Source organism: Brevibacillus sp. TJ4, assembly GCF_044627595.2.
Classification (GTDB): Bacteria; Bacillota; Bacilli; order Brevibacillales; family Brevibacillaceae; genus Brevibacillus.
Genome location: NZ_CP185865.1, coordinates 1448274 through 1472685, shown reverse-complemented (window position 1 = coordinate 1472685; position 24412 = coordinate 1448274). Strand labels below are relative to the sequence as shown.

Genomic DNA, 24412 nt, shown 5'->3' with positions numbered 1-24412 from the left:
CCACCTTGGTGAATCAAGATGGAGTAGCAAACCGGTCTACGTCTGGGGATGTTTCGAGCTGTGCGGGACTCCTCCGGGAGACTGGCGGATAAAGAACACATCCAGCAGCCCGTCCTGATACTGCGACCTGATCCCTTTTCCACTGACCGGCGCAGGCAGCTTCACACGGCGGCAAAACGATCCGTACGTCCGCTCACGCAAGGTGCACGAATCGGCGTAGACATGCTCGCGGATTTGCCCCTTTACCTCGACGAGCTGCTCATCCAGCAGGGTGACTTCCAGACTGTTACGGACAAAGCCGGGCACATCGCAACAGAGGATGACCAGTTGATCGGTTTGGAACACATCCGTGCTGGGGAAAAAAGGAGTCCCGTCCAGAACGACGCTCTCTATGCTTTCATTCTTGCGCTTTCTTTTTCTTCTCACTCTCGGCTTGATTTCTTCCGGCCCTTTGCTGGCGCTCAGATGGGCGTGCTTGTGCACTTCGGCCAGGCTCTCCCAAAAGGAGGCGTCCATGATCTGGTTCATTTGCTCCAGGGCTGGCCATGGGTGCTTGGGATCAACGTCCAGGCGGGAAAGCGATTCTGACGCTTTTTTCAGCTTCAAAATCGACTCCTGCAATGTTTTCACTGCATATACCCCCTCTCGTCGCTCTTCCTTTCCTCGAGATCAGGATATGCAGTAGGCGGATGTCCCGCAACCGTCCAAAGTGCCCTCACATCCCGGCGTCCCCCGCCACCGGGGCAGGCGGCGCGATAATATCGGGCGGCGGCAGATCAGAAGGATACGGCTCCACGCCTCCTGGCTGTTCGGGCATGGGGACTTGCGCTGGCGTGTCCTGTGGCGCGGGCTGTGTGTCAGGTGGCTGTTCCTGCTGCTGCTCCGGTGCCGGAGACTGGGATGGCGGCAGCGCGTCCTGTCCTCCATTTCCCGGCGTCGTGCTTGGCGGGGGCGGGCTGGGTGCTGCTTGTTCCGTCGCTTGCGGCTTCGTGGCGGCCGGCTTCGCGGGAGCAGGCGCAGTGGACCTGGCCGGTGCCTGAATCTGGGCAATCTCCAGAACGGCAGCGTCGCTTAGCTTTCGCGTGGCGGCGAGAGGCTTGCCGTCCATCTCCGCGCGCAGTGATGCCCGCACTTCCTGCATGTTTTTCTGCGGCCACAGCGAGTACGGCGACTTCCAGACTGCGCCGTTGTCGAGTGACACCATTTGCTGGGAAGAGATGCCACTGAAGTCAAAGGCGAGTCCTTTGATCTGCTCCGGCGACAAATCGGTGCGAATGTGGTTTCCCATCGTTTCCAGCAGCTGCGTCATTTTGCTCAAACCGTCAATGGACACCGCCTTGTCCGCGACCGCTCGGATCACTTGCTGCTGCCGCCGGTTGCGGTCGAAGTCGCTGGAGTTGTAGGCGTCCCCCCTTCTGTCGATGCGATGGCGGACGAAGCCGAGGGCCTGCTCTCCATTGAGAACCTGCTGGCCTTTTTTCAGCGTGCGGTACACTCCTTGCTGGGGCAGTTCGTAAACCAGGTCCCGATCTACCTCGACGCTTACTCCGCCGAGAGTGTCGATCACCGAGGTGAAGCCTTCGAAGTCGAGCAGTACGTAATGTTCAACCGGAATTCCCAGCATCTGTTCCAGCGTTTTTTTCAACAAGGTCATTCCGTTTTCCGTCACGGGCTGTCCCTTGCTCTCTGCACTGTGGCGGATGTTTTCCCCTAGTGCAAACACTTCGTTGACCTTGTGGTAGCCTGGATAGCCTGGCATCTCCACGCGCGTGTCCCGCGGCAGGGAAACCATTGTCAGCTTTTTCGTCTCGGGATCGGCTACAGCCACGATCAGCACATCGGTGTTCAGCATGCCGATGTTGGCTCGTGTATCCACCCCGACGATGACAAAGGAAATCGGCTCTTTTTCTGTGTACTCGCGGCTGATCGGCTTGACATCAGGGAGCTTGTAGGGGTCATCGGTCACGACCTCCAGCGTCTTGTTCATCTCGTTTAAAATGAATCCGGCAGCTACGGTCACAGTGAAAAAAAACAGAGCGATGCCCAGCATGACGTATAACCGCGCTCCCCGCTTCCCTCGTTTGGTTTTGCGTTTGCCGGAAGCAGGGGAAGGTGTGGCTGTTCTCTTCTGAACTTGCATCGCCTCAACGCTCCTTTAGGGACGGCTGGTCATTTTCTGTATAGTGCGTACATCGTGGAAAATTACGATTATTCTAACATACCTGTCCCTGGAATTGGAAATCAAGATTCATCGCCTCATGTCTGTATGACGCACAGAAGGCGGAGAACGTTCTTGCACTCGCCTGTTGAAACAGGTAGTCTAAAACTATCTGAACGGATCTGGAAAAACCTGATCGTACTCGATCAGACAGTATAAACATGAAAATGGGAAAACGGAGGGACGAAACGGTGGAACACGTACAGGTTCTGATCGCGGGCGGCGGCATCGGGGGGTTGTCAGCAGCCATCTGGTGCCACCGGTTGGGACTATCCTCTCTCCTGATCGAAAAAACGGATGCACTCGGAGGGCAATTGGCGCACATCCACAATGAGATTCGCGATTTCCCTCCCCATGTGTATCCGAATGGAGCCGCATTGCTGTCGGCGCTGACCACTCACCCGACGGTTGCCGGGCTGCAACCGAGGCTTTCCGAGGCGATTGTATCCGTCGATGTGCACACCCATGAAATCACGACTTCCCGCTCCGTCTATCGCGCCGATTACCTCGTCGTAGCCACGGGAGTCAGCCCCAATGAACTGCCTCAACTGGCGGGATGCAGGCGCGTTTTGTCCCCGTGGTTCTCCACGACGGCCCAGGCCAAGACGGTAAGTGGCCAGGATGTAGCCGTCATCGGCGGCGGCGATCGCGCATTGGAGTCTGCGGCCAACCTCTGCCTGCATGCCAGACGGGTGTACCTGCTCGTGCGCAGCGACCGGCTGCGGGCTCAGCCGCAATGGATACGCCGGATCGCATCCTTGCCCAATCTGCACATTTTCTGGGAGACGCAAATCGACAGCTACGAAGCGGGAGCAGCAGGCAGCATTGATTTGCGTCTGCACTCTACACGGTCTGACACGCCTGCTTCCATTCAGGTCGACTGGATTTTGCCCCGCATCGGCGTGCGCGGCAACAGTCAAGGGTTTGCTCCACTGCCCACCTTTGGCAATTACTATTTGCAGACGGACAGCTTCCAGCTGGCTGCGAGCGACTGGATCTACGCGATTGGCGACGTAAGCAACGGCGCGGAATACGCCAGCCTCTCCCTCGCTGCCGGTCAAGCCATGCGCGCCGTCAAGCACATTTCCCTGTCGCTCGATCGACAAGCTGCACAAAACGAAACCCGCTGACGAAGACTTGAAGGAGATTTTCCATGCACGCATTTACTGACGACTTTGGCTTTCCTGTGACGCTTACGTTTGACTCCCGCGAGTATGACCGGCAAGAGGCACGGCATGTGCTGATCTTCCCCTTTTGGCAGGGCAAGCTGCTGTTTACCCGCCATCGGCAGCGCGGCATCGAGCTGCCCGGGGGCAAGGTAGAGCCGCATGAGAGCAGTATCGCCGCCGCCCTGCGCGAGGTTTTCGAAGAGACGGGAGCGATCCTCGACGGCATCGAACGGATCGGTCAGTACACCGTAAACCGCCAATGGAGCAAAGACATTTACGTGGCGCGAGTCCTGTCCTACACACAGACGCCGTCCGGGGAGGATGTGTCGGAAACGGTTGTCTTCGAGCAAATTCCGCTCGATGTCAAAGGGGATCCCCGGTTCAGCCGACTGTTGTATGACGACGTGTATCCGCTCGCCCTGGCGCAGGCGCTACAACATCGATTTGCCGACCAACGGAAATAGGAGAAAGGGAGAGAGGGCAGTTGCTGCCCGTCATTTCCCTTTCTCCTTTTCTTTCCGAAACAGGTGATCGATCATCTCTCCCGGATCAAAACCGTACTTTTCGATTGCCTCCTCTTTTCGCCTCTCATCCTTGTTCTGCGGCTCGATCCCCAATGCTTGCGAGATGTGCCGCCACGCTTCCTGCTCTTTTAGTTTCTGCTGCTCTTCCTCGCTCGTTTCGCTGCCCTTTTCCTGCACTGCTGCCTGGGATGACTCTGCCGCAGATTGCGCTTCTGCCTGCTTCGGCTTCAGAAAAAAGAGTGCCACGACGGCAAACACCAGCGACAATGCGGCGATAGACAGAAACATGACCGTGCGGGAAATGCCGAGCAGCCAGGTGAAGACAGGCGGGCCGATCGCCACCCCGATAAAGCGGACGCCGTTGTACAGCGATGTAATCATGCCGCGCTCCGTCTTTTTGACCGCGCCGACGATCATACTGTTCAGGCACGGCAGGATCATCCCTGTCCCGACGCTGCCGATGACGAGGATGCCGATCAGCGTATACGCCCCTCTGACAAAAGTGGCGCTCACATAGGAAGCCCCGAGCAAAAACATCCCGATGATGACAAACCAGCGCATGCGCTGCAGCTTCTTCTTGATGATCAGACCGGTGATATACGCCGTAATGCTCATTACCAATAGCGGGATCGCCAGCAGACCGCCCTTGGCGACTCCGTCGATATGATACGACTCCTCCAGCAGATTGGAGAGGTAGAACAGTACGCCAAACAGCGTAAACAGGCAGATGCTGCCGATAAAAAAGGCGGGAACCAGCCATTTGCCATGCTGGCGAAATACAGTCGCGATCGAGTGGACGTATTGCTTGACCGGCATCGGCTGTTTTTGCTTTGTCTTTTCCTTGGTCAAGAAGAAAAATAATAACAAAATCACTGCACAAATGACCGGAAACGCGAGAAACACCATATACCAGGCGATCAAGCCGAGCAAGGAGCCGATGATCGGACTGAGCACCTTGCCGATTCCATTCGAAGTCTCAAGCAGGCCGAGAGCACGGCTTTCTCCGGCGCCGTCAAACAAATCGCCGACCATTGCCATCGCGATAGGAGCAGTACCTGCCGCCCCGATGCCCTGCATCACCCGCCCGAGCATGATTATCCAGTACGGGTTGTCCATCCACAATCCCGCCAGCCCCGCCACCAGGCCGCCTGACCCATACAGGATCAAGGCAGTGATGATGACAATCTTGCGCCGCAGCCTGTCCGACAAGTAGCCGGCGAACGGAATCACGATGCCTGCTGCAATGGAAAACGCGGTAATCAGCAAACTGGATTGAAGCGAGGACAAATTCATCGTTGACTCCATCTTCGGCAAGACGGGGATCAGCATCGAGTTGCCCAAAACCATGACCAGTGGAATCCCTGTCAAACCAATCAGGTTCTTCGCATTTTGCGCCATTCGCTATTCGCCACTCCTCTGTTTTTCTTATACGTACATACTGCCATCCCAGCGAAACGCCCGGATCACATCCCAGTTTGGCTCCAATCCAATTCCCGGTCCTTGCGGAAGCAGCGCCTCGCCTTTTGCATACGTGAGCTCGAACAACCCGGTAAACGGATTGTCCATCACGTCGAGTTCCACTGGCTCCAGCTCCTCTCCTGCCATCTTGCTCCAGGCTGGCAAACACGCCTGGGCAAACAGGGCGTAGAGCCGGCTCAGGCTGCCGTCATAGGCGTGCGGCGAGATGCGATAACCAAATTGCCGCGCCAGTGCCACATGCGTGCGGTACTCATCAATCCCTTCGGTGTGCATCGAATCAGGCTGGGCAATATCGATCGCTCCCTGCATGTACAAAGGGAGGAACTGCTGGCAGCGGGTCAGGTTCTCCCCTCCAGCCAGCGGCACGGAAAGCGCCTGCCGCAATCTGGCGTACTCCTGCACTTTTTCCATCGGCATCGGTTCCTCGATCCACATCCAGTTCGGATAGCGGGATAAAAAGTGCTTCCACTCCAGCATCGCCGACAAATCGTAGCTTTGGTTGGCGTCAAGCGCCACGCGGACGTCCGGAGAAAGAGAGTTCATCAAGTATTCGATATGCTTTTGGTCATCGCGAATTTTGCGTCCGCCGATCTTTACCTTTACCTTGCAAAAGCCGGATGCCACCTGATTGGCGACCCGGGAGATCGAACGCGTCATCCAGTCGGCGTCCTCGCTGTACGACTGAAAAGAAGCGTAGAGAGGGACCTTCTGGTGCATCGCCCCTCCCCACAGCTCACAGACAGAGAGGCCGGCGCGCTTGGCCACGATCTCCGTCAACGCCATGCTCACCCCTGACGCCGATCGCTGGTGCCATTTGCTGATCGTCTTGACTATTTCCAATCGATCAGAAGCATGCTTGCCGACCAAATACGGAATGATCCGCTCGCGAAAGCCGATGTCCAGAGTGGGCAGCCAGTCGATGACTTCTCCCCAGCCGTCGATTCCGCTGCGGGTAATGAGACGAATCAAATACGAGCTGCGGTATTTCTTGTAGCCGTTCGCATCTCCATACGCCTGCGGGAGGCGGTAGAGCAGCGGGTAGGTTTCCACGCGTTCAATCTGCATGAGATGTTGCGCCTCCGTCTACAGCAAATCGTCGCGGCCCTCTCGCTCGGCTCGCTCTGTCTCATAGTCTTCGTAGTCCAGAAAGTTGCCTTTCCCTTCGCCCTTTCGCATGTACTCCTCATACGTTCCGCTGCGCATGAAGCTCACACTGTCAGGACCTGTGTTGCCTTCGATCCCGGTATAGCAGATTTGCTCGACTGCCTCTACAAAGCCATCGGGCTCATCGCTTTCGACGTACATTTCCTTGTAATCGGTCTTGTCGTTATCCACAAAGGAAAACGGCGTGCTGGAAGTACCCCAGGCCTCGACGATCTGCCAGGCATCCTCGCCGTCGAATGTGTTTTGCTCGTCCTTCTCATCGAGCGAGGTACGCCCGAACGGAGGCTGCAAAAACTCTTCCTCGACAGGACGGTCGTTGTTGAGACCAGGAGCTGGTGCGTGCTCCTTGCACGTCATGGCACGCGGAAACGCTTCGAGGCGTTCGCGGGGAATCTCCTGGCCGCAGACGGTGCACAGTCCGTATGTCCCCTCTTCCATCCGGGTCAGGGCCTGGTCAATCTCCTTGAGCGCTTCCCGATCGAGGCTGTCCAGCGCCAGGTCTTTTTCCCGTTCGAACAGCTCGCTGCCAATATCGGCAGGATGGTTGTCGTACATGGAAAATTCCTGCAAGGATTCCGCCATTTCCTCGCGCAAGCCGTAGTGTCCTTCCACTCTATCCTCGATCTCCCGCTTTTCCTCCAGGAGTCTCTCTCGCAGTCGGGCCATTATTTTCTGGTCCACGCCAGACACCACCTTCGTTTCGTTTTCCTCAACTGGTAGTATGTCTTGGCGAGGTGGGAAATAACCGATCCGGGCTGTTCCTTTTTTGCGCCAGGAAGGGGCAGCGGACTGAAAAAGTGGCGATATAAAAAAACCTGCCTTCCCCTCTGCAGGGAAAGACAGGTTTGTCTTGGTAAAACGATTATTCTGCTACGTGCGCGTAATGCTTTTCAACGATTGTCGCGCAGCGCTCGCACAGCGTTGGATGCGCTGCAACCGTACCTACGTCCAGCTTCACGACGCGGCAGCGTTCGCACTTCGTACCGTCTGCGGGCGCGACGACGACGCGAATGTCTTCCATTTGCACAGCTTCTGCCGGTGCAGCCGTGCCCACCGGATGGAGATCGACATGGGCGACGATGAACAGGTCAGCCAGATCGTCCATGGCTGCAAGCGTAGTCGCGACTTGCTCGCTGTCCGGGTACAGCGCCAGCTTGGCGTCTACGGAGTTGCCGAATACCTTGTTGCGGCGCGCTTCCTCCATCGCCTTCAGCACTTCGGCGCGAATCTCCAGGAAAGCATCCCACTTGTCTGTCGCTGCTGCGGAGAAGCTCAAATGTGTAGGATCGGCTTCCGGCATGTCGGTCAGTTGCACGCTTTCTTCCACGACTCCCGGAATAAAGCCCCATACCTCATCTGTCGTATGCGGCAGAATCGGCGCGATCAGTTTAACCAGCGTCAGCAGGCAGTCGTACATTACAGTCTGCGCTGCGCGGCGTCGCAGGCTATCTGGCGCGTCTACGTACAGTCTGTCTTTGCAGATGTCGAGGTAGAACGAAGACAGGTCGATGACGCAGAAGTTGTGTACCGTATGGAAAACGGTATGGAACTGGTACTCTCCGTACGCCTTGCGCACACGATCCGTAACCTGTGCCGCCTTGGCCAGCACGTAGCGGTCCAGCTCGCCCAACTGCTCGTAAGCGATGCGGTCTTTGGCCGGATCGAAGCCGTCCAGGTTGCCCAACAGGAAGCGGAACGTATTGCGGATTTTCCGGTACACCTCGGCGATCTGGCTCAAAATGGCGTCGGAAATGCGCATGTCGGACTGATAGTCGACAGACGCTACCCACAGGCGGAGAATGTCAGCCCCGAGTTTGTCGATAACCTCTTGCGGCACGACGGTGTTGCCAAGCGACTTGGACATTTTGCGCCCTTCACCGTCGAGGGTAAAACCGTGGCTCAAGACCGATTTGTACGGCGCAGTACCATAGACAGCTACTGCCGTCGACAGCGACGAGTTGAACCAGCCGCGATACTGGTCGGAACCTTCCAGGTACATGTCTGCCGGCCAGCTCATGCCGCGCTCTTTCAGTACAGCCTGGTGACTGGAGCCGGAATCAAACCACACGTCCATGATGTCCGTCTCTTTGCGGAATTCGGTGCAGCCACATTCGCAGGTCAGCCCTTGTGGCACCAGTTCGTTCGCTTCCCGCGCGAACCAGACGGAAGAGCCTTCTTTGCGGAACAATTCAGCGATGTGCTCGATCGTCGTGTCGTTGATGATCGGCTCGTTGCACGCTTTGCAATAGAAAATCGGAATCGGTACGCCCCAGACGCGCTGACGGGAAATGCACCAGTCACCGCGGTCTGCGATCATGTTTGCCAGACGGGTCTCGCCCCAGTGCGGCATCCATTTGACGTTTTTGATCGCTTCCAGCATTTGCTCGCGGAAGCCGTCGATCGAAGCAAACCACTGCTCGGTAGCACGGTAAATAACCGGCTTTTTCGTGCGCCAGTCATGCGGATAGGAGTGGGTCAGGAAGCTCAGTTTGAGCAGCGCTCCTTTTTCCTGCAGCTTTTCCGTGACGACCTTGTTGGCGTCTTCGTAGAACAATCCTTCAAAACCAGGCGCCTCGCTCGTCATTTTCCCTTCATGGTCAACTGGGCAGAGAACTCCCAGATTGTATTTTTTCCCGATGGCAAAGTCGTCTTCCCCGTGTCCTGGCGCCGTGTGCACGCAGCCCGTACCGGCATCAAGCGTGACGTGTTCGCCCAGGATCAGCGGTGAGGTGCGGTCGTAGAACGGATGCTGGGTGATGACGCCTTCCAGTTCACTTCCTTGGAAAGTAGCCAGCACTTCCGGGTTCTCCCAGCCGATCTCTTTTGAGGCTGCCTCCAGCAATCCGCTGGCAACGAGGAATTTGCGGTCATCGACCTTCACTACGCTGTATTCCAGTTCCGGATGCAGGGAAATCGCCAGGTTCGCCGGAATCGTCCAAGGAGTCGTCGTCCAGATGACAACGCCTGTATCAGTATCCAGCTTCCCTTTGCCGTCCACAACCTGAAAACTGACGTAGATGGAAGGCGAGCGCTTGTCTTTGTACTCGATCTCGGCATCTGCCAAAGCGGTCTCCGAAGACGGGGACCAGTACACACAGCGCAGACCTTTGTAGATGTAGCCTTTTTTCGCCATCTCGCCGAAGACGCGAATTTGATGCGCTTCATACTCCGGAGTCAAGGTGACGTACGGATTTTCCCAATCGCCGCGCACGCCGAGGCGCTTGAACTGCTCGCGCTGGATGTCGATGTAGGACCAGGCGTACTCTTCGCAGAGCTTGCGGAATTCGATCGCTTCAATGGAACGGCGATCAAGCCCTTTTGCATTGATAATCGCCTGCTCGATCGGCAAACCGTGGGTATCCCAGCCCGGTACGTACGGCGCATCGTAACCGGTCATCGATTTGGAACGAACGATGATATCCTTCAAAATTTTGTTCAAGGCGTGGCCGATGTGCAGATTTCCGTTGGCGTACGGAGGGCCGTCGTGCAGTACAAAGGAAGGGCGTCCTTTGGTACGCTCCTGTACTTTTTGATAAATCTTCTTCTCATCCCAGGCTGCCTGGATCTGCGGTTCCCGATTCGGCAGATTGCCGCGCATCGGAAAATCGGTTTTGGGCAGTTGCAGCGTTTTGCTGTAATCCATGACTGCTTTCACTCCTACCTAATAAATAAATAAAAGCCTTCGCTCGTCCGCAAAAGGGACGAGAGAAGGCTCCCGTGGTACCACCCTGATTAAACGATTGGTCATGCACGCGGGCATGACGAACCATCGTTTCACTCATTTCATTCACTAACGGGAATGACTCGCTCACTTACTTGCTTATCGCCGCTTCCCTATCCGATCGGACGAGGATACAGCACAGCTTTCAGCTCTTGAACTCCCGGGTGATTTTCCGTTGACCGCGACTGACCGGGCTTTCACCTGTCCCCGGCTCTCTACACAGCGCTGTATCACGTACTCGTCCCGTTCATCGTCTGTATGATGTGAAAAAGTTGTCTTTCATTATAGTACCATCATCGACATTCCGTCAATGCTTTATTCAACCGCTACCGCCGAATCTGCCTGCTCAATATCATCCCAGGCTCCGTGCTCGAGCATCTCCAGCTGCGCTTCCAGCAACGTGCGGAATCGCATCCGGTAGACAGACGCCCGCTTTTTCAGCTCTTCGATCTCAATCGCGATTTTGCGCGACTTGGCCAATGCCTCGTTGACGATGCGATCTGCGTTTTTCTCCGCTTCCTTGAGGATGAGCTGTGCTTCCTTGCGCGCGTTTGACTTGACGTCTTCTGCCGTCTCCTGCGCCACCAGGATCGATTTGCTCAGATTTTCCTCCAGGCTTTTGTAATGTTCGACACGTTCATTGAGGACCGCGATCCGCTCTTCCATTTCCTTCTTTTCCTTGATCAGCAGCTCGAAATCCTTGATGATCTGATCCAAAAACTCGTTTACTTCGTCGATGTTATACCCACGAAAGCCCGTGCTGAATTCTTTATTGTGTATATCCAATGGCGTTAACGGCACATGTACCCCCCACTTTTCTGGAAGAATCGTTGCTCAGTGTTTTCGACACCAACCACAGATTTCCTGCTGAATTTGCATAATTTTTCACTTTGTCCGTCCTTTTGCACACTTCGCTGCTATTATCTTATGTTACAAGTCCCACTGTCATACGTATTCTTCCGCTCCGCGTAGGACCTGCCACCTCAAGCAGCTTGAAGCGGCCAAAACCGGCTACGGAGACCATGTCTCCGCCGTCCAAAGCGTAAGAGGGATCGTCCACCACTTTCCAGTTTACCTTGACCTTGCCCGCACGGATCGGCAGTACAGCCTTGGCTCTGGACAGGTGGCAGACCTCGCCGATCACGGCATCCAGTCTGGGTGAAGGGACGGTGATCGTCTTGGGTGCGAATTGCGGGGCCGGAGGAGTGAAGTCAGCCCAGGCCATCCGCTCGAAGCGTACCGGCGTGCGGTGGATTTGCGTCACCTGTGTGCAGATGAAATCCGCGACTTCCTCGGCCACGACAGCGTACGCCCCTTGCTCGTCCACCAGCATGTCTCCGAACTTCTCCCGCTTCAAACCGGCATTCAAAAGCGATCCCATCACATCGCGATGCTCCAGCTTGTGAAAGCGCTGATCGGCTTCGATGCGCAGCAGTGCCAGCGCGAAATCTTCCTGTTCGACGGGGAGGTAGTCGGGGTGAAGCAGCGCCCTCGTCCGCTCTGCCCCTTCGTATCCGCCGCTCGCCGAGACGACGATGTCCTGTACCTGCGAGGCGAGGCTCTGGAATATCGCCAACTGGCGCGGGTCGAGAAAATCAGTAAGGCGCATGGCCTGCTTTCGCTCTGCCAGCGTCAGCATTTCCAGCGCCCGTTCTACAAATGGACGTTCCTCTTTGCGAAAATGATCAAATACACTCATGCTGTATCTGTCTCCTACATCAACCGAAACAAGATGGCCAGAAGTCCTTCATAAGCCAGACGCAGGGCAATCAGCGCCACGATCGGGGAAAGGTCGATGAAGCCCAGCGGCGGGATAAACCGGCGGAAAGGCGCGAGATACGGCTCGACCAGACGCTCCAGCATCTGTCCGATGCCTGTGTCGCGCATCTGCGGCACCCACGACATCAATATGTACGCGATAATCATAAACTGATACACGGTAAAAGCGAAATTAAGAACCGTCAAAAAATATGCCATTTGCTCACCCTTTTTTCATCGTTGAATCTTACTCTTCAATGACACTCGAAATCGTTCCCTGGATGTCTACGTGATCAGGCGTACAGACAAAAATCGTGTCCCCAACTTTTTGAATATCTCCGTTCAATGCGTATACCGTACCACTCAAAAAGTCGATGATCCGCTTGGCCTGATCCTTTTCGACGCGGTGCAGGTTGACCACGACCGGACGGCGATGACGAAGATTGTCGGCGATGTCTTGTGCGTCACTGTAATGACGGGGTTCGCAGAGGATCAAGCGAATCCCCTCCTTTTCCCGAGCCTGAAACGGCACTACGTTGTTCGCACGTCCCATAGGCTGCTTTTTGGTGGAAGCAGCATCCGTCTCACTGCGCTCCTCTTCCACTGTTTCTTCGATGTATTCTTCGTCCTCCAAACCCAGAAATCCCTTCAGTCTGTTCATTACTCCCATCGGTTACTCCTCCTTTCGCGACCGGTTCGTCCGGGTGTTTCCCGTTACTCGGGCTTGACCAGCACTGAGCCCAGTCGGATGTATGTGGCTCCTTCTTCAATCGCTACTTCAAAGTCATTGGACATGCCCATCGATAGCTCGGTGACATGTGCATGCGGGAATTCCCATTCGTTGATGCGTTTTTGCCATTCAGCCAGACCGCGAAAAACAGGACGAGCTTCTTCCTGATTTTCGACAACAGGCGCCATGGTCATCAATCCGTCGATCTTTATATGTTTCATATTACTTGTTTCCCGCAAAAAAGCCAATACATCATCCGGACTAAGCCCAAATTTTGTCTGTTCCCCGGAAATATTGATCTGCAAAAAGCAGGAGACAACCTGACCGGCCGCTTCTGCGCGCTTGTTCAGCTCTTGCGCCAAAGAAAGGCGGTCGAGGGAATGAATATAGGAAAAACGTCCGATTACGTCCTTGGCCTTGTTCGTTTGCAGATGGCCGATGAAATGCCAGCAGCCCCTGTCACCGTACTGTTCGTGCTTGGGCAGGGCATCCTGCAGGCGGTTTTCGCCAATATGCCCGATTCCGATGTCAAGCAGATCGCCAATCGTCTGTGCATCGACGTACTTCGTCACCGCCACGATTTTCACGTCTTCGCGCTTGCGGCCGGCTCGTTCACAAGCTGCCTGGATGCGCTCCTCGATGTGTGCAAGCCTTTGTTTCAACAGTTCCTGTCCGGTACTCATCTATGTACGTTCCTCTCCTTTATCTTCATTTTTCCCAAATCCGGCGAGGACAGAGCCTTACTTGCTAGCATTGCCAGCCGACCAGCCGATAAACGATGCCATTCGCCCCGTCGCTTTTTCCTTGCCCGCTTCCTTGCGATGGGAGTAAAACAGATCGGTGCGGCAGCTTGTACACCACTCTGTACGCAAAATCCGCGCGGGATCAATGCCTGCCTCGGTCAAAATCGCCTCGTTCAGCCTGCGCAGGTCGAGCATGTAGCGCTCCTCGTTCGCCGAAGCAGTGACAGCCTGTTGCCAATCACGGGCTGAGATGCGAACCTGCTCCATAATCCGCTCATCCACTTCATAGCAGCAGCCGCCGATCGCCGGCCCGATCGCGACGAGCAATTCCTCCGGTTTCGTGCCGAACTGACGGCGCAGCGCTTCGATCATTTCCACCGCGATTCGGCCGACGGTTCCTTTCCAGCCGGCATGCGCCAGACCGATCGCCTTCGATGCCGGGTCCAAAAAGTAGAGCGGTACGCAATCGGCGTAAAACGACGTGAGCAGCACTCCGTCCCGATCTGTAAACAAGCCGTCCGCGGCAGGGATAACATCCTCCAGACTTTCTTTCCCCGCTCCCCCTGCGACGACCTGGCAGACCCGGTTGCCGTGGATTTGTTCGGCGCATGTCCACGCGGAAAACGGCATGCCAACCGCATCCGCAAGCCGCTTTCTGTTGGCGATCACGCGGGCGGGATCATCTCCGACATGCAATCCCATATTAAAAGATTCGTACGCCTGCTCGCTTTCTCCACCGGTCCGAATCGTAAAGCCTGCCACAAGCCCGGGGAAGCGCTGTTCCCACTCGGACAGATGCAGGAACGGTTTTTCCTTTGCGACGACAAACGCTTCGCTCATCGGCTTCACCTTCCCTTTCACGCCTATCATACCACAGCCCAAAAGAAAAGAAAGGCTGTCGCACCTGCCTTTCCTTCGTCTATGCCTATTCCGCGTACCCGTCAGATCCTGAACTGCGGGCATCGATCTTCAGCGTCTCCTCCATCCGTACGAGCACGACGTCCTTGCCGATTTTCACAATATTGCGCCAGGGGATGATATAGTCGTTGCCAGAGGCGAGAAAGCCGAGGAATTTTCCCGGTCCCGGGATGACGATCGACTCAATCCGTCCGTGCCGCAAATCGATTTCCAAATCGGAAATTTGCCCGAGTCGTTTGCCATCCAAAATGTTCACCACTTCTTTGGTTTGAAAGTCAGAGATTTTCACCATTTTCTCCTCACCTACTTTTCACCGTTACTTTTAGTATATGAGTGGATGGGCGAATATGTCCGTCGCGGGCACAATCAGCCGACAAAAAACCCGGGGTGTCATGCACCGCCGGGTTTGCCTGCAATGATTGCCTGTTACGATTGGACGTGCTTTTGCATATGCGCGATCGCTGCCTTTTCCAGCCTCGACACCTGCGCCTGCGAAATGCCGATCTCCTCGGCGACCTCCATCTGCGTCTTGCCCTCGTAAAAGCGCATGGACAAGATCATCTTTTCCCGCTCGCCGAGCCGCTGCATCCCTTCCCGCAAGGCGATTTCCTCGACCCAGGTGACGTCCTTGTTCTTTTCGTCACTGATTTGATCCATGACGTAAATCGGGTCCCCGCCATCCTGGTAAATCGGTTCAAACAGGGAGACAGGGTCCTGGATCGCATCGAGGGCGAATACGACGTCTTCCTTGGCGACGTTTAATTCCTGGGAAATCTCTGTGATGGTAGGCTCGCGCGAATGTTTGTTGGTCAGGTTGTCGCGTACCTGCAAGGCTTTGTATGCGATGTCGCGCAACGATCGGGAGACGCGGATCGGATTGTTGTCCCGCAGGTAGCGGCGAATCTCGCCGATGATCATCGGGACGGCATAGGTGGAAAACTTGACGTTTTGCCCCAGGTCAAAGTTGTCAATTGCCTTCATCAACCCGATACATCCTACCTGAAACAGGTCATCCACGTACTCGCCGCGGTTGTTGAAACGCTGGATTACGCTTAAGACCAGCCGCAAATTGCCGTTCACCAGTTTTTCGCGGGCTGCCAGTTCGCCGCTCTGCAGACGCTCGAACAATTCTCTCATCTCTTTGTTCGTCAGTACCGGAAGTTTGGAGGTGTCTACCCCACATATTTCCACTTTGTTTCGCGTCACGTCTTTCCCTCCTCGAAGCAAGAAAGTTCCTAACCCGGTTGTCTTGAAAGGCCGCGTGTCGACGCGTCCCGACGAGAGAGTGGCAGTTACCACTATCTGGCTCGGTGCTAGGAACAGTATCCCCTTCGACTGGGAAAATATGCGCTAGACCATCTTGTTGAATTCTTTTCGCAACCGTTTTATAATTCGCTTTTCCAGGCGGGAAATGTACGACTGGGAGATGCCCAACAGGTCGGCCACGTCCTTCTGCGTCTTCTCTTCCTCGCCAGCCAAGCCAAAACGCAGCTCCATGATGATACGCTCGCGGTCGGATAGTTTATCCAGCGCTTTTTTCAACAGTTTGCGATCGACCTGATCTTCGATATTTTTGTAAATGGTATCATTTTCTGTCCCGAGAACGTCGGAGAGCAAAAGTTCATTGCCGTCCCAGTCGATGTTGAGCGGCTCGTCGAACGACACCTCCGAACGAATCTTGTTGTTGCGGCGCAAATACATCAAAATCTCGTTCTCGATACAGCGCGAGGCGTACGTGGCCAGCTTGATGTTTTTCTCCGGGTCAAAGGTGTTGACTGCCTTGATCAGTCCGATCGTGCCGATGCTGACCAAATCCTCGATGTTGATCCCGGTGTTCTCAAATTTACGCGCGATGTAGACCACCAGTCGCAGATTGCGCTCGATGAGCATGCCGCGCACAGCAGGATCGCCGGATGGCAGACGTACGAGCAGCACCTCCTCTTCCTCCCGCGTCAGAGGTGGAGGTAGGGCCTCACTCCCGCCGATATAGTAGATTTCTTCAGCTTTTACACCGATCCACATCAAGAAACGGTACCAGGTTAACTGGAGTTGCAGGCGAAGCTTTACGTACATCATGAGCCCTCCTGTTCAAGAATTCGGGTAGGTTTTTCTGAATAGGTATTGACCATCTCAGGGTGGACGATCGCCTGGTATTTGCCGTCCGCCGCCAGCGGAATCGGATTGAGGCCAACCAGCACCTTTTCGGTTTCATAGGTAAGCCCGTCTTGCCATACCCTGACATAGTCCGGTTTGATCGCAAGCAGAAAATCCATGCCACGCGAAACGCTTCGGTATGGGATGAGGCGGACCCGCGACTGCCATTCCGGGGGCAGCTCCTCCCAATATCCATCCATTTTGCCCCAGTCCTTCCCACTCTCACTGGCGTACTGCACGAGCGCAGGCGGCAACAGATGCGCCAACAGCCTCGCTTCCAGAATCATCACCGGGGTTCTCGTTATCGGTTCGTGCAACTGGTTGCCCGTGTCGACCAGTCCTTTGCAAATGATCCGTTCACCGGAAAGCGAAATGATCACGTCAGCCAAAAAGGACTCCAGCCTGCGCGGCTCCTGAATCGCCTGATAGCTTTTGCGTCCCAGCACGTAGACCAGCGCAAAGCCGATGGCGAGGATGGCGAAGGTCGGCTTGAAACCGACACCAAACCCATCGTTGTGCGTCACCACCAGCCCGTTCAAAATCTCGTTTTGTGGAGCAAAAAAGTAGTGAAGCGCAAACACCCCTCCACCGAAGACAAAGGCCACAAAATAAAAAATGATCAGATTTTGTGTAAATGGCCACAGGCGTTTATTCCCGAAGGCAATCCACAAAATCAGAATCGACAGAAGCAGCTTGACCGGCCATTGATACAGGGAAGAAAACGAGGGGAAGAAGAACAGGAGCAGGTAACAGGAGCCGCAGACCGAGGCGACCAGGATTCTCCACCAGACAACCCGTTCCTTGCGAAAATAAGCGGTAAACCAGAGCAACAAGGTATCAATCGCGATGTTGACGAGTAGGATAATATCCAGGTACACAATCACACTCTGATCCACCCCCGTCTGGTCGTTTGAATCCACGCCCCCACCCGTCCGGCAGGTTTGCCGCCGGTTCTGTTCACCATTGCATGGCCGCGCTGTACGATCCAGTAAAAGCAGTATATATCAATGTGTATGTAAAATCTGTCAGTTCTTGACGTACTTTTTTTGGATTTTTTGTAGAACGAAAAATAAAAAAAACCTTGTCTCCCAATCCGGGAAACAAGGTCTCTTGGCCTAGTGATCGATTTACTTTTTGTTGCGGCGGCGATTGCGCAAAAACGCCGGGATGTCCAGGTTGTCCAGATTGCTCATGGAGAAGAGAGACTTCTCTTCTTCCTCTTCCTTGTTCGTCCGTCCGGAAGCAGGGCTTTGCGAAATCTGGGTCGGACGGTTCGGCACCGCTGCAGACTGCTGCGGGCGACGCTGTGCCGCCTGCTGTCGTTGTGCCTCTTCAAATCCGGTTGCGATGACCGTTACGACCAGCTCGTTTTTCAGCTCTTCGTTGATCACGGCACCGAAAATCATGTTTACATCCGGATCTGCCGCCGAGGAGACGATGTCTGCCGCCTCGTTTACTTCGTACAGGCTGAGATTCGTTCCGCCCGTAATGTTCATCAGGACACCGCGTGCCCCGTCAATCGACGTCTCCAGCAGCGGGCTGGAAACGGCACGGCGCGCTGCCTCTGCCGCACGGTTTTCGCCACTGCCGACACCGATCCCCATCAGGGCGGAGCCGCGTTCGGTCATAATCGTCTTCACGTCGGCGAAGTCCAGGTTGATCAGTCCAGGTGTGGCGATCAAATCGGAGATGCCCTGTACGCCTTGGCGAAGGATGTTGTCCGCCTCGCGGAATGCTTCCAGCATCGGCGTGTTTTTATCGACGATTTCCAACAGTCGGTCATTCGGAATGACGATCAAGGTATCGACTTTTTCTTTCAGTGCGGCAATCCCTTGCTCCCCTTGCATGGAGCGTTTGCGGCCTTCAAAGGAGAACGGACGCGTCACTACGCCAACCGTCAAAGCGCCCAGTTCCTTGGCGATCTCGGCAACGACCGGTGCAGCACCGGTTCCGGTACCTCCACCCATTCCTGCTGTCACGAACACCATGTCCGCGCCGCGCAAGGCATTTTCAATCATTTCACGGCTTTCTTCCGCCGCTTTTTTGCCGATTTCCGGGTTGGCGCCTGCTCCCAGTCCGCGGGTCAGTTTTTCACCGATTTGCAGCTTGATGTCTGCGCTGGACAACTGCAGTGCCTGCGCGTCCGTATTCAGGGTGATAAACTCGACTCCCTTTACTCCGCCTGCAATCATTCGGTTAACAGCGTTGCTTCCGCCACCGCCGCAGCCGATCACCTTAATTCGCGCAAAGGATTCCATATCCATATCAAATTCCAGCATATTGCTAGTCCTCCCCAATTCAACATAAAAAGCTGTTACAGAAAGCTCACCAAAGTTGCCGGCCTTCTCCAGAGGAAACGCTCAATCCGTTCCGAAATAAGCGATTTTCTAGATAAACTCGCTAAACCAGTTTTTCACCTTTTCCATGAAACCGCCATTTTCTCTCGATTTGGAGACGGCCTGCTTCTGGGTGCCCTTGAATGAGGGGGTGACGTTTACGCTGCGTCTCTCCATCAACTGCAAGGCATATTGAATCAAACCTACCCCGGTGGTGTAGGCTGGATCACGAACTCCGATGTAATCCGGGATCGCGATGCGCACTGGAGCATCCAGCTCTTCTTTTGCCAACTCCAACATACCAGGCATTGCGACGGTACCCCCGGTAAGTACGTAGCCACCGGCAATTTCGTCGCGATACCCCAATTTGTAGACGGCTTCTTCTACAAGCTGGAATATTTCCGCAGCACGAGGCTCAATGATGTTGGCCAAATCTACTTGCGTAAACTGCTTTTCTACTTCACTGCCGATGCGGCTTACTTTGAACTTGACATCCTCGGAAGCTTCGTCGATCAGGGCACAGCCATTCTTCACCTTCACGCGGTCCGCTACATCTGTATGTGTACGTAATCCCAGTGATATATCGTTTGTGATGTGATCGCCGCCGATCGCGATGACCGTAGATGCAGCCAGCTTGCCCTGCTCGAATACGCCGATCGTCGTAGACCCAGCACCAATATCGACAAGGACGACACCCATGTTCTTGTCATCCTTGGAGAGTGCGACAGTGCTGGCAGCCAGAGGTTGTAAGAAAATTCCAGCTACACGCAGGTTGGTACGCTGTGCACAACGAACGATGTTATGTACAACTGTTTTGGAGCCGGTTACAATGGTTCCTTCCATTTCCAACCGGACGCCAATCATGCCCCGCGGATCCTTGATCCCGCCTTGTCCATCGACGATATACTCCTTGGGAACTACTTCGATAATCTCTCTGTCAGGCGGAATGGCAACAACTTTTGCAGCCTGGATCACTCGCTGAATGTCCTCTTCACGTATCTCACGGTCTTCGCTGGAGACAGCGACTACCCCTTGTGTTTCATGCAGCTCGATATGATTTCCGGTGATTCCTACATACACTTCTTCGATGGAAACGCCAACCATGCGCTCCGCATGATCAACGGCTTCCCGGATGGCATGCACGGTTTGGTCGATGTCGACAATCACACCCTTCTTGATCCCTTCCGAGTGCGACTGGCCGACGCCGATGATGTTAATCGTGCCGTTGTTGATTTCGCCAATCATGACGCGAACTTTTGATGTGCCAATATCCAGACTGACGATTCGTTCATTGCTTACCAAACCTGTGACACCTCCCCTGCTACGTCTTCTGTTTTTCTAAAATGAGAACACCTGCATATTTTATTCCACACAGGACAACCATTCCCTCTTTTTTGTCTTGAATTTTTGTAAAAATATGACCTTATTCCCAAAAGTCCACTTTACTCTTGCTGATTTATCCAGCGGGATAGAACAATTCTCCTAATTACAGCTAGATTATTGAACAGGCGTACCCCAAAGGCTACAATAGCCGCCAGATACAGATCGATTCCCAAAAAGCTGCCGAGAAAGGCGAGGCCCGCAGCAAACAGGGTATTGAAGACAAATCCGGATAGAAAGATCCTGACGTTAAACGTACGCTCCAGGAATGACCGGATTCCCCCAAATATCGTATCTAGCCCCGCCAACAAAGCAATGGAGAGATAGCTACTGTACTCCTGAGGCACGCGCCAATCCAGCAGAAAGCCGACAGCGAGACCGACGATGAGTCCGACGAGCGGGAGCCACATGGTTACGAATCCCCTTTTTCTTTGACTGGTTTCATATGTTGAATAATGCGTTGTTCCCGGTATGCAGGAATGAGCAGATTTTCCTGCTTCTCTGCCACGATGCGTTTATTGGCGAGCTGAAAATACTCTTCCACGCCTTCCAGCTTCAGCGCAGACAGCAGAACATCGGGCTCACCCAGCACTTTCAGCTCGTATGGCGGCTGGATGGTTCGGGTATCGATCTGGATGACATCCCCGACATTGCGAATTGCTGTCGTCGCGATCAGGCGATGCCCGTTGATCGAGACAGCTTGTCCGCCATTGGCGAAGAGGATGTTTACCAGCCAGCGCAAATCCTCGTCATCAATGTATCCGCCCGTAAACGAAGCGTACATATGCTCTTCATGGGAATTCTCATCCAGCATCGGAGCATCGACGATGGTAAGCTCGATTCCCTTGCCCTCCATGGGGATCATTCCGGCCATTTTCCGGTTTCGCGCCAATTCTTCCACCATGACCGAGAGACTTTCATCCTCGCTCAAGGAAGTTTCGTATTGGTAGTACAGTTGATTGTACTTGGAAATATCCGCTAACAGGTTTTTGTGCTTTTCCAGCTCTTTTTGCAGCGATGTCCTCAGCTCAGCGATGCTGCGCGATTCCTTGTGCACCGGGTCTATGTTGCTTCGCAGCTGCACAGCCAACATCACACCTATGATAGCACTAATAATGGCAAGAATAAACGTGATTTTACTTCTTTTTTGCAACATGGCTAAACGCATCCTTCAATCAGGAGTGGGTTGCCTTGGTGTCGCCTACGTAGGCAGGCAACTGGACAAGGGCTTGTTTGGTTACCTCGATTTGCACAAAGTCTTGCAGCGATTGAATGACGCCTCCGGGGAGATGCAGCGCACTCTCCAGTGTAGCAGGATCACCAATCGCCGTAATGACGAACGGAGCTGCTGACTTGATGCCGTTGACGATAATCGTCGGGCCTACGCAGCGGATCGAAGAGTTGCTCACCAGCCGCTGCCCGTTGATGCTGATCGCTTCTGCTCCGGCAGCTCGCAGCTCATTGACGACGAGGCGGACATCCTGCTCATGTACGATGTAGTTGGAAATGTCAGGACTGCTGGCAGCGTGTTGGGAATCCTGCATCGACACGACGATTCCCGGCCCTTCTACCGCCACCACACCCGCGAGCATGCGTGCCGCTTCCAGCTGTTCAAAGATGGCTGCCGCTTCCGACTTGCGCGCTGCCATCGCTTCCTCGATCTTGCTGACCTGGCGCTGCAAATCGATCAACTGGTTTTCGAGATGGCGGTTCTGCTCCTTTTCCGCCAAAATCCGGTCATTCAATTGCGTCTCTTCCTGGAACAGTTGGTCGTTGATTCGCTCTTTCTGCACCAGTTTGGTCGTTTCGACGGATGTAGCGACGAGAAAACCGGTGCATAGCGTGACGATCGTTAAGTAGAATTGAAACTTGTGGGGACGACTCATAATCTGCCTTCTCCTTTACCCTCTATTACTGCTGTTGGCTGTCTTGCTCGGCACCATCCAACGGAATCGCGTCATTGGCTGCATCGTAGGGAACAAACCAAGGCTGCTCAAACAGGGAGAGTACGCCTTTTGTATCGCTGGGCAGCTCCTTGGCAATCGCCGGATACCAGTTCAGCATTTCATCCAGCTTGTACACCACTGTCCGCACCTCGTTGCCGTCGCGCATAAACAGCTTGACGCGCTGCTGGTCGTATACCGTAGGAGTCAGGGCAATATCCGATATTTCCCGAAGCACGGCCGGGGACAGCCTGGACAGTCCCTTTGCCAGATTGGGCAAGAGCTCAGGTGCCGACCAGGAGCTGATCAGCGGTCTGTCCACTACGCGAGCGGAAAAATCTACCTGGTTCAGCACGTACCCGTTTTCCAGCAGCGGATAACGGCTGCCATCCTGTCCCGTCCAAAAGGCGACGCGCTTCAACTCGGTCACGTGCACCCCGATGACGCCTGGAAACGATCGGGAAATCTTGACATCCTTGATCCCTTCCAATGTCTGCAGGTTGCTCCTTACGCTGCCTTCCCACACATTGAGAAACTGCATTCCGTACGTCAATCCGGACTGATTGACGATTTGCTCGGCCGTGTAAATGTCGTTGCCGAACACCTGAATTTCCTGTACTTTACTGTAGGGTGACTGGATAAATACAATAATGAGGACGATGAGAAAAAACAGCACGAGAAAAATTGCCAACTTGCGGTTTCCCTTTTTGCGGGGAGGCTGCTGCTTCAGTTGCGGGATACGTTCGTCAATTACCGCCATGGTCCTATCCTCTTTCGATCTTTACTAGGCCTTTTCGCCTGAATGTCGCGAGATACAGTAAATTTCTGGATGCAGTTGAAAATTATGTATGGTTTCATAAACAGGGAAAGCGGCATAGCTGTATGCCGCTGTAATCGTCCTGTTTATATCGACACTCGCGAAATGTCGGCACCGAGTTGCTGCAATTGCAGTTCGAGCCGTTCATACCCCCGGTCGATATGGTGGATCTGGCTCACGCAGGTCGTGCCTTCTGCACTGAGGCCTGCGAGCACCAGTGCTGCCCCGGCTCGCAAATCCGTCGCCTCCACATGGGTAGCAGTCAATTTGTTGCCCCCGCGAATAATGGCTGAGCCGAGATCAACATATATCGATGCGCCCATTCGCGCCAATTCATTCACATGTTTAAATCTTCCCTCAAAAATCGTCTCCTTGATGACGCTCGTTCCTTTTGCCAGCGACAAAAACACCATCAATTGCGCCTGCAGGTCGGTGGGAAAACCCGGGTACGGTGATGTGATGATCCGATCATAGGCGCGAGGACGTGACATACTTTTGATTTCCATTATATCATGGCGAATCTTGATTTCAACACCGCAGCTTCGCGCTACTTCAATCAATGCCGTCAAATGTTCTGGAATCGTGTTCGTCAGCTCGATATGTCCCTGGGTCACGCCAGCAGCCAGGAGAAATGTCCCTGTGACAATTCGATCCGGAATGACACGGTAGCTCACTGTGCGCAGGCGGGGAACACCCGTGATCTCGATCGTGTCCGTACCCGCGCCGCGTATTCGCGCTCCCATGGCATTGAGAAAGTTTTGCAGGTCTACGATCTCTGGTTCCCGCGCGGCATTGCAGATGCGGGTGGTACCTTTTGCCAGCACCGCCGCCATCATAATGTTCTCTGTCGCGCCGACACTGGGGAAGGAAAGAAAGATGTTGGCTCCGCGAAGCTGCTTGGTCCGGAAGGTAATGTAGCCTTCCGCTTCCTCGATTTTCGCTCCGAGCGCCGTCAGTCCAGCCAAATGCAGGTCAATCCGCCGCTCTCCGATGTCACATCCGCCGGGGCGCGAAATCGTGACTTCGCCAAGTCGGGCAAGCAGCGGTCCAGCCAGGAAAATGGAGGAACGCATCTGCCCCATCAAATGCTCAGGGATGACCGGCACGCTGACAGAAGATGTATCGAGATCGACACAGCCGTCAACATGCTTGGCACTCGCCCCGATCTCTCGCAAAATTTCCAGCATCACATCAATATCTTTCAAATAGGGAACGTCGTAGATATAGAATTGCCCTTCTGCCAGTACAGCGGCTGCCAGTATGGGAAGAGCAGCATTCTTTGCTCCTTGGATCCGAAGCGAACCGGACAGAGGTTTTCCGCCTTCGATCGCAAAAGTCTCCAAACTTTCACCTCCGTG

25 protein-coding genes and 1 other annotated feature are annotated in these 24412 nt (G+C 54.5%); of the genes, 2 read left to right on the top strand and 23 right to left on the bottom strand.

Annotated features, from left to right (window positions below; genetic code table 11):
- Positions 1–36: 36 nt before the first annotated feature.
- On the bottom strand, positions 37–630 hold the full coding sequence (locus ACAF76_RS07055) for an Hsp20/alpha crystallin family protein (protein WP_400163222.1): 594 nt from the start codon (positions 628–630) through the stop codon (positions 37–39).
- An 85-nt stretch (positions 631–715) separates the two neighbouring features.
- The gene (locus ACAF76_RS07050; protein WP_400163221.1) at positions 716–2140 is read right to left on the bottom strand and encodes an LCP family protein; all 1425 of its coding nucleotides are present in this window, start codon (positions 2138–2140) and stop codon (positions 716–718) included.
- Between the two features lie 269 nt (positions 2141–2409).
- Here ACAF76_RS07050 and ACAF76_RS07045 point away from each other — a divergent pair, with 269 nt between their 5' ends.
- Positions 2410–3348: an NAD(P)/FAD-dependent oxidoreductase gene (locus ACAF76_RS07045; RefSeq protein ID WP_400163220.1), complete on the top strand. Its 939-nt coding sequence runs from the start codon at positions 2410–2412 to the stop codon at positions 3346–3348.
- 23 nt (positions 3349–3371) lie between these two features.
- Complete coding sequence (locus ACAF76_RS07040; protein ID WP_400163219.1) at positions 3372–3851, top strand: NUDIX domain-containing protein; 480 nt, start codon at positions 3372–3374, stop codon at positions 3849–3851.
- A gap of 30 nt (positions 3852–3881) precedes the next feature.
- Here ACAF76_RS07040 and ACAF76_RS07035 read toward each other — a convergent pair whose 3' ends face one another.
- The 21 genes from ACAF76_RS07035 to murA form a co-directional block, all read right to left on the bottom strand.
- Positions 3882–5309 (bottom strand): MFS transporter, encoded by a 1428-nt coding sequence (locus tag ACAF76_RS07035; RefSeq protein WP_400163218.1) that lies wholly within the window; start codon positions 5307–5309, stop codon positions 3882–3884.
- Positions 5310–5336: 27 nt separating this feature from the next.
- Positions 5337–6455, bottom strand: coding sequence for a mandelate racemase/muconate lactonizing enzyme family protein (locus tag ACAF76_RS07030; RefSeq protein ID WP_400163217.1), 1119 nt, complete (start codon positions 6453–6455; stop codon positions 5337–5339).
- A gap of 18 nt (positions 6456–6473) precedes the next feature.
- Positions 6474–7235, bottom strand: coding sequence for a TraR/DksA C4-type zinc finger protein (locus ACAF76_RS07025; protein WP_400163216.1), 762 nt, complete (start codon positions 7233–7235; stop codon positions 6474–6476).
- A gap of 181 nt (positions 7236–7416) precedes the next feature.
- Positions 7417–10197 carry an isoleucine--tRNA ligase gene (ileS, locus tag ACAF76_RS07020; protein ID WP_400163215.1) on the bottom strand — a complete coding sequence of 927 codons (2781 nt, stop codon included), beginning with the start codon at positions 10195–10197 and terminating at the stop codon, positions 7417–7419.
- A 51-nt stretch (positions 10198–10248) separates the two neighbouring features.
- Positions 10249–10535 (bottom strand) — a binding site (T-box leader).
- Positions 10536–10590: 55 nt separating this feature from the next.
- The gene (locus ACAF76_RS07015) at positions 10591–11076 is read right to left on the bottom strand and encodes a DivIVA domain-containing protein (protein ID WP_400163214.1); all 486 of its coding nucleotides are present in this window, start codon (positions 11074–11076) and stop codon (positions 10591–10593) included.
- Positions 11077–11200: 124 nt separating this feature from the next.
- Positions 11201–11974 carry an RNA-binding protein gene (locus ACAF76_RS07010; protein WP_400163213.1) on the bottom strand — a complete coding sequence of 258 codons (774 nt, stop codon included), beginning with the start codon at positions 11972–11974 and terminating at the stop codon, positions 11201–11203.
- 14 nt (positions 11975–11988) lie between these two features.
- Positions 11989–12252, bottom strand: coding sequence for a YggT family protein (locus ACAF76_RS07005; RefSeq protein ID WP_400163212.1), 264 nt, complete (start codon positions 12250–12252; stop codon positions 11989–11991).
- Between the two features lie 28 nt (positions 12253–12280).
- The gene (locus tag ACAF76_RS07000) at positions 12281–12703 is read right to left on the bottom strand and encodes a cell division protein SepF (RefSeq protein WP_400163211.1); all 423 of its coding nucleotides are present in this window, start codon (positions 12701–12703) and stop codon (positions 12281–12283) included.
- Positions 12704–12747: 44 nt separating this feature from the next.
- Positions 12748–13446 (bottom strand): YggS family pyridoxal phosphate-dependent enzyme, encoded by a 699-nt coding sequence (locus ACAF76_RS06995; RefSeq protein ID WP_400163210.1) that lies wholly within the window; start codon positions 13444–13446, stop codon positions 12748–12750.
- 57 nt (positions 13447–13503) lie between these two features.
- Positions 13504–14346, bottom strand: a complete 843-nt coding sequence (pgeF, locus tag ACAF76_RS06990) for a peptidoglycan editing factor PgeF (protein ID WP_400163209.1) — start codon at positions 14344–14346, stop codon at positions 13504–13506.
- 85 nt (positions 14347–14431) lie between these two features.
- Complete coding sequence (locus ACAF76_RS06985; RefSeq protein WP_400163208.1) at positions 14432–14716, bottom strand: YlmC/YmxH family sporulation protein; 285 nt, start codon at positions 14714–14716, stop codon at positions 14432–14434.
- Positions 14717–14850: 134 nt separating this feature from the next.
- A complete protein-coding gene (sigG, locus tag ACAF76_RS06980) occupies positions 14851–15630 on the bottom strand; it encodes an RNA polymerase sporulation sigma factor SigG (RefSeq protein WP_400163207.1) in 780 nt (259 codons plus the stop codon).
- A 144-nt stretch (positions 15631–15774) separates the two neighbouring features.
- Positions 15775–16497: an RNA polymerase sporulation sigma factor SigE gene (gene sigE / locus ACAF76_RS06975; protein WP_400163206.1), complete on the bottom strand. Its 723-nt coding sequence runs from the start codon at positions 16495–16497 to the stop codon at positions 15775–15777.
- The gene (spoIIGA, locus tag ACAF76_RS06970) at positions 16497–17462 is read right to left on the bottom strand and encodes a sigma-E processing peptidase SpoIIGA (protein WP_400163431.1); all 966 of its coding nucleotides are present in this window, start codon (positions 17460–17462) and stop codon (positions 16497–16499) included. The genes sigE and spoIIGA overlap by 1 nt, the downstream gene beginning before the upstream one ends.
- Before the next feature lie 243 nt (positions 17463–17705).
- Complete coding sequence (ftsZ, locus tag ACAF76_RS06965; RefSeq protein ID WP_400163205.1) at positions 17706–18857, bottom strand: cell division protein FtsZ; 1152 nt, start codon at positions 18855–18857, stop codon at positions 17706–17708.
- Between the two features lie 108 nt (positions 18858–18965).
- The gene (gene ftsA, locus ACAF76_RS06960; RefSeq protein ID WP_400163204.1) at positions 18966–20216 is read right to left on the bottom strand and encodes a cell division protein FtsA; all 1251 of its coding nucleotides are present in this window, start codon (positions 20214–20216) and stop codon (positions 18966–18968) included.
- A gap of 140 nt (positions 20217–20356) precedes the next feature.
- Positions 20357–20704 carry a small basic family protein gene (locus ACAF76_RS06955; RefSeq protein WP_400163203.1) on the bottom strand — a complete coding sequence of 116 codons (348 nt, stop codon included), beginning with the start codon at positions 20702–20704 and terminating at the stop codon, positions 20357–20359.
- Between the two features lie 2 nt (positions 20705–20706).
- Complete coding sequence (locus tag ACAF76_RS06950; protein WP_400163202.1) at positions 20707–21450, bottom strand: DUF881 domain-containing protein; 744 nt, start codon at positions 21448–21450, stop codon at positions 20707–20709.
- A 19-nt stretch (positions 21451–21469) separates the two neighbouring features.
- Positions 21470–22180, bottom strand: a complete 711-nt coding sequence (locus ACAF76_RS06945; protein ID WP_400163200.1) for a DUF881 domain-containing protein — start codon at positions 22178–22180, stop codon at positions 21470–21472.
- Positions 22181–22205: 25 nt separating this feature from the next.
- Entirely contained in the window at positions 22206–22997 is a 792-nt protein-coding gene (locus tag ACAF76_RS06940; protein WP_400163199.1) for a cell division protein FtsQ/DivIB, read from the bottom strand.
- Positions 22998–23140: 143 nt separating this feature from the next.
- Positions 23141–24397 carry a UDP-N-acetylglucosamine 1-carboxyvinyltransferase gene (gene murA / locus ACAF76_RS06935; protein ID WP_400163198.1) on the bottom strand — a complete coding sequence of 419 codons (1257 nt, stop codon included), beginning with the start codon at positions 24395–24397 and terminating at the stop codon, positions 23141–23143.
- Positions 24398–24412: the final 15 nt, after the last annotated feature.

What these genes read in the sequence shown, in the direction of transcription:
- ACAF76_RS06940 (WP_400163199.1), bottom strand. Translation starts at nt 22,997, where the DNA reads ATGGCGGTAATTGACGAACGTATCCCGCAACTGAAGCAGCAGCCTCCC.
- ftsZ (WP_400163205.1), bottom strand. Translation starts at nt 18,857, where the DNA reads ATGCTGGAATTTGATATGGATATGGAATCCTTTGCGCGAATTAAGGTG.
- ACAF76_RS07035 (WP_400163218.1), bottom strand. Translation starts at nt 5,309, where the DNA reads ATGGCGCAAAATGCGAAGAACCTGATTGGTTTGACAGGGATTCCACTG.
- ACAF76_RS07040 (WP_400163219.1), top strand. Translation starts at nt 3,372, where the DNA reads ATGCACGCATTTACTGACGACTTTGGCTTTCCTGTGACGCTTACGTTT.
- pgeF (WP_400163209.1), bottom strand. Translation starts at nt 14,346, where the DNA reads ATGAGCGAAGCGTTTGTCGTCGCAAAGGAAAAACCGTTCCTGCATCTG.
- ACAF76_RS07005 (WP_400163212.1), bottom strand. Translation starts at nt 12,252, where the DNA reads ATGGCATATTTTTTGACGGTTCTTAATTTCGCTTTTACCGTGTATCAG.
- ACAF76_RS06995 (WP_400163210.1), bottom strand. Translation starts at nt 13,446, where the DNA reads ATGAGTACCGGACAGGAACTGTTGAAACAAAGGCTTGCACACATCGAG.
- sigE (WP_400163206.1), bottom strand. Translation starts at nt 16,497, where the DNA reads ATGTACGTAAAGCTTCGCCTGCAACTCCAGTTAACCTGGTACCGTTTC.
- ACAF76_RS07010 (WP_400163213.1), bottom strand. Translation starts at nt 11,974, where the DNA reads ATGAGTGTATTTGATCATTTTCGCAAAGAGGAACGTCCATTTGTAGAA.
- ACAF76_RS07030 (WP_400163217.1), bottom strand. Translation starts at nt 6,455, where the DNA reads ATGCAGATTGAACGCGTGGAAACCTACCCGCTGCTCTACCGCCTCCCG.
- ACAF76_RS06950 (WP_400163202.1), bottom strand. Translation starts at nt 21,450, where the DNA reads ATGTTGCAAAAAAGAAGTAAAATCACGTTTATTCTTGCCATTATTAGT.
- ACAF76_RS07000 (WP_400163211.1), bottom strand. Translation starts at nt 12,703, where the DNA reads ATGGGAGTAATGAACAGACTGAAGGGATTTCTGGGTTTGGAGGACGAA.
- ACAF76_RS07050 (WP_400163221.1), bottom strand. Translation starts at nt 2,140, where the DNA reads ATGCAAGTTCAGAAGAGAACAGCCACACCTTCCCCTGCTTCCGGCAAA.
- ileS (WP_400163215.1), bottom strand. Translation starts at nt 10,197, where the DNA reads ATGGATTACAGCAAAACGCTGCAACTGCCCAAAACCGATTTTCCGATG.
- ACAF76_RS06945 (WP_400163200.1), bottom strand. Translation starts at nt 22,180, where the DNA reads ATGAGTCGTCCCCACAAGTTTCAATTCTACTTAACGATCGTCACGCTA.
- ACAF76_RS06985 (WP_400163208.1), bottom strand. Translation starts at nt 14,716, where the DNA reads ATGGTGAAAATCTCTGACTTTCAAACCAAAGAAGTGGTGAACATTTTG.
- ACAF76_RS06955 (WP_400163203.1), bottom strand. Translation starts at nt 20,704, where the DNA reads ATGTGGCTCCCGCTCGTCGGACTCATCGTCGGTCTCGCTGTCGGCTTT.